The 3,910-nt window shown below is 71.4% G+C and carries 5 protein-coding genes; 1 reads left to right on the forward strand and 4 read right to left on the reverse strand.

The genetic code is table 11. The features are described 5' to 3' along the window. Positions 1-41 precede the first annotated feature (41 nt). The 3 genes from ACNPM4_RS03475 to ACNPM4_RS03485 are packed head-to-tail and all read right to left on the reverse strand — an operon-like array spanning position 42 to position 2,369. A complete protein-coding gene (locus ACNPM4_RS03475) occupies positions 42-557 on the reverse strand; it encodes a glycine cleavage system transcriptional repressor (RefSeq protein ID WP_167632610.1) in 516 nt (171 codons plus the stop codon). A gap of 23 nt (positions 558-580) precedes the next feature. Continuing rightward, on the reverse strand, positions 581-1,639 hold the full coding sequence (locus tag ACNPM4_RS03480; RefSeq protein WP_448984705.1) for a PLP-dependent cysteine synthase family protein: 1,059 nt from the start codon (positions 1,637-1,639) through the stop codon (positions 581-583). 52 nt (positions 1,640-1,691) lie between these two features. Continuing rightward, the gene (locus tag ACNPM4_RS03485) at positions 1,692-2,369 is read right to left on the reverse strand and encodes a FadR/GntR family transcriptional regulator (protein ID WP_448984706.1); all 678 of its coding nucleotides are present in this window, start codon (positions 2,367-2,369) and stop codon (positions 1,692-1,694) included. A gap of 46 nt (positions 2,370-2,415) precedes the next feature. Here ACNPM4_RS03485 and ACNPM4_RS03490 point away from each other — a divergent pair, with 46 nt between their 5' ends. After that, complete coding sequence (locus ACNPM4_RS03490; RefSeq protein ID WP_262001663.1) at positions 2,416-3,390, forward strand: amidohydrolase family protein; 975 nt, start codon at positions 2,416-2,418, stop codon at positions 3,388-3,390. A 13-nt stretch (positions 3,391-3,403) separates the two neighbouring features. On the opposite strand, the gene ACNPM4_RS03495 is transcribed toward ACNPM4_RS03490, so the two are convergent. Next, positions 3,404-3,910: SDR family NAD(P)-dependent oxidoreductase (locus tag ACNPM4_RS03495; protein WP_448984707.1), on the reverse strand; the 507-nt coding region annotated here is incomplete at its 5' end.

Raw genomic sequence — 3,910 nt, forward strand, 5'->3', positions numbered from 1 at the left:
CCCCCTTCTCGTTGTCCGGGGGTAGCTCGGTCGGGTTCCGGTCAGCCGAGGGTGATGTCGACCTGTATCTCGGCGGCGAGGCGCTCGAGGTCGTCGCGCAGCGCATCCAGGTCGACGGATGCCGGCACCTTCGCGGAGACGGATGCCTCGAACAGGCGGCCGCCGGCCATCGCCGCATCCCGGGTCTCGGTGGCGAGCTCCTCGATGCTCAGCGCGTGGGCGCTCAGGACGGCCGAGACCTCGCGCACGATGCCGGGTCGGTCGTTGCCGAGCACCTGGATCTCGAGCAGTCGATCGTCGGCGGCATCCGCATCCGGCGTCCCGGTGAGTACGGCGAGAGTCAGCAGTCCCTGCCCCTGGAGCCCGCGCAGCGCGGAGCTCAGTTCGGGTGCCCGGTCTTCCGCGACGGACACCTCGATCACGCCCGCGAACGTGCCGGCGAGCTCCGCCAGCGAGCTGTTCTCCCAGTTGCCGCCGTGCGCCTCGACGACATCGGCGACAGCGGCCACGAGGCCAGGACGGTCTGCACCCGCGACGGTGAGGATCAGAGTTGTCATGCGGCCAGCGTAGCCCGACGCCGTCACTCGCCCCAGACGCCCGATTCCAGGAACCGATCGAGCCGCGCGCGGTGCGGGGCGAGGTCCCAGTCCTGCGCCGCGACCCACTCATCGGAGTAGTACGTGCCCGCGTAGCGGACCCCGCTGTCGCAGATCAGAGTGACGACGCTGCCGGTCTCGCCCGCGACCCGCATCCGGGCGATCAGCTGGAACGCGCCGTACAGGTTCGTGCCGGTCGAGCCGCCGGCCCAGTGCAGGGTGCGCTCGCGCAGCATCCGGATCGCGGCGATCGACCCGGCATCCGGCACCCGGATCATCTCGTCGATCACGGTGGGCACGAACGAGGCCTCGACCTGCGGCCGGCCGATGCCCTCGATGCGGCTCGGGCGCCCGGCGGGCGGGTCGACCGTGCCGGCCCAGCCGTCATAGAACGCCGAGCCCTCGGGGTCGACCACGGCGATGCGCGTCTCGTGGCGGCGGTACTTCACGTACCGCCCGAACGTCGCACTCGTGCCGCCGGTTCCGGCGCCGGTCACGATCCAGGTGGGGATCGGATGCCGCTCCTGCGCGAGCTGACTGAACACGCTCTCCGCGATGTTGTTGTTGCCTCGCCAGTCGGTCGCGCGCTCGGCGAACGTGAACTGGTCGAGGTAGTGGCCGGTGCAGTCGGACGCGAGGCGCTGCGCCTCGGGCGACATGTCCTCGGCGCGGTCGACGAAGTGGCAGGTGCCGCCGTAGAACTCGATGAGGTCGATCTTCTCCTGCACGGTCGAGCGCGGCACCACCGTGATGAACGGCAGCCCCAGCATGCGGGCGAAGTACGCCTCGGAGACGGCGGTCGATCCGCTCGACGACTCCACGAGCGTGGTGTCCTCCCGGATGCGGCCGTTGACCAGTCCGTAGAGGAGGAGCGAGCGCGCCAGACGGTGCTTGAGTGACCCGGTCGGGTGGACGGACTCGTCCTTGAGGTACAGGTCGATGCCCCACTCGGGCGGCAGCGGGAAGAGGTGCAGGTGCGTGTCGGCACTGCGGTTCGCGTCGGCTTCCAGCAGGGCGATCGCGGTGCTGGTCCAGTCGCTCATACCCTCGAGACTATCGGCCGGTGCAGATGCCGTGCAGGGAGCGAGCCCGCGCTCAGGGTGCCGTCGCGTGGCGCAGCCAGCGCTCGATGCCCGCGATGTGCGCGGTCGTCAGCGAGGTCGCCAGTGCGGGGGCGCGCTGGGCGACCGCGTCGGCGATCGCCCGGTGCTCCGACAGGGTGCGCTCGACGGCGCCGCTCTCGGTGAGGCCCCGCCAGGCGCGGGCACGCACGGTCTGGCTGCTCAGGTGCTCGATCAGGCTCGCGAGGTACGCATTGCCCGCCATCGCCACGATCTCGCGGTGGAAGCGGATGTCGTGGTCGACGAGCTCCTCGATGCTCACGGAGGCATCCACGCCCTCGACCTCGCGCTGCAGCTCGGCGATCTGCTCGTCGGTGCCCAGCGTGGCGGCGAGGCCCGATGCCTGCGACTCCAGCATCCGGCGCACGGCGAAGATCTCGAGCATCGAGTCGTCGTCGTGCATGTCGACGACGAACGAGATCGCCTCCAGCAGCAGGTGGGGCTCGAGGCTCGTCACATAGGTGCCGTCGCCGCGCCGCACGTCGAGCACGCGGATGACCTCGAGCGCCTTGACCGCCTCGCGCATCGAGCTGCGGGAGAGACCTAGCCGCTCGGAGAGCTCCTTCTCCGGAGGCAGGCGATCACCGGGGGTCAGCTCGCCCGACACGATCATCGCCTTGATCTTCGCGATCGCGTCGTCCGTCACAGCCATGGCGTCATCCTAGCGATTGCTCCGATGTCTGCGGCAGGATGAGGGGATGCGAGTTCTCGATGCACATCTGCACCTGTGGGATCCGGAGGCGCTGACCTACACGTGGCTCGAAGGCCCGATGGCGTACCGGTTCGCCGACCTGGAACTCGAGCACGCCCGCCTGGAGCGTGCCGAGACCGAGAAGTGCGTGTTCGTGCAGGCCGGGACGGTCGACGACGACTTCCTCGATGAGGTGCTCTGGGTCGCAGGGCTCGCGCCCGCGCTCGGAGTGGTCGGCATCGTCGCCGGCATCCGCCTCGACCGGGGGACCGACACGGTCGCGCACCTCGAAGGTCTCGCGGCCGAGCCGCTCGTCGTCGGCGTGCGGCACAACCTGCAGGGCGAGCCCGACGGACTGGCGGTGTCGGCGGCCTTCGTGACCGGTGCGCGCGAGGTCGCCGCGCGCGGTCTGACCTTCGACGCGTGCGTGCGCGCCGCGCAGCTGCCGGATGTCGCCCGCCTCGCCGGAGCCATCCCGGAGCTGCGACTCGTGCTCGATCATCTGGGGAAGCCCGCCGTGGGCACGGCCGCGGCTCCGCTGGCGCCGACCCCGGAATGGGCCCGCGACCTGACCGAGCTGGCGCGGCATCCGAACACCTTCTGCAAGCTCTCGGGGTTGCCCGGCGAGGCCGGCGGGGACTGGGACGCGGCGCAGCTGATCCCGTTCCTCGATGTGGCGGCCGATGCGTTCGGGATCGAGCGGCTGATGTGGGGGAGCGACTGGCCCGTCTCGGTCATCGGACCGGCCGAGGACGACGACCCGCACGCACCGGAGGACGGCTCGCCGACCTACCAGCCCACGGCCCGCACGCGCTGGGCCGACACGGTGATCGCCTGGGCGGATGCGCGGGGGCATGACCTCGACGCGATCTTCTGGACCACCGCCGAGCAGTTCTATCGCACGGATGCCCGGCCGCAGGCGCCGACCGCGGAGCCTCCGCGTCACGGCATCCGGGGCTGGTTCCGCGGCAGCCGCGGCTGACGTCGCGCGGAACTCACTCCGCGCGAAGCCGCAACCGCGCCATGCCGCCGTCGACCTCGATGGACGTGCCGGTCGTCGAACCGGCTCCGGGGCTCACGAGGTAGGCGACCGCGGCAGCGACCTCGTCGGGGTCGACGAGTCGTCCGTGCGGCTGGCGGGCCTCGAGCGCGGCGCGCTCGGCCGCGGGGTCGACGGCCGAATCCAGCAGTCGCCCGACCCAGGGGGTGTCGGCCGTGCCGGGGTTGACCGCGTTCACCCGGATACCCTCGCGCAGGTGGTCGGCCGCCATCGCGCGGGTCAGCGCCGAGACGGCCCCCTTCGACGCGCTGTACAGCGCCCGCTGCGGGAGTCCGGTGGTGGAGGCGATGGATGCCGTGTTGCAGACCGCCGCCGCCGGCGACTTCCGCAGCCAGGGCAATGCCGCCGCCGTCACGCGGGCGATGCCGGTCACGTTGATCGAGAGCACGCGCGCCCACTCGTCGTCGTCGTTCGCCGCGACGTCGCCCTGCGCGCCGATCCC

The sequence above is a fragment of the Microbacterium umsixpiens genome (assembly GCF_053543675.1).

Excerpts from the sequence above, each read along its gene's own strand:
- ACNPM4_RS03485 (WP_448984706.1), bottom strand. The coding sequence starts at position 2,369 with ATGGCTGTGACGGACGACGCGATCGCGAAGATCAAGGCGATGATCGTG.
- ACNPM4_RS03475 (WP_167632610.1), bottom strand. The coding sequence starts at position 557 with ATGACAACTCTGATCCTCACCGTCGCGGGTGCAGACCGTCCTGGCCTC.
- ACNPM4_RS03490 (WP_262001663.1), top strand. The coding sequence starts at position 2,416 with ATGCGAGTTCTCGATGCACATCTGCACCTGTGGGATCCGGAGGCGCTG.
- ACNPM4_RS03480 (WP_448984705.1), bottom strand. The coding sequence starts at position 1,639 with ATGAGCGACTGGACCAGCACCGCGATCGCCCTGCTGGAAGCCGACGCG.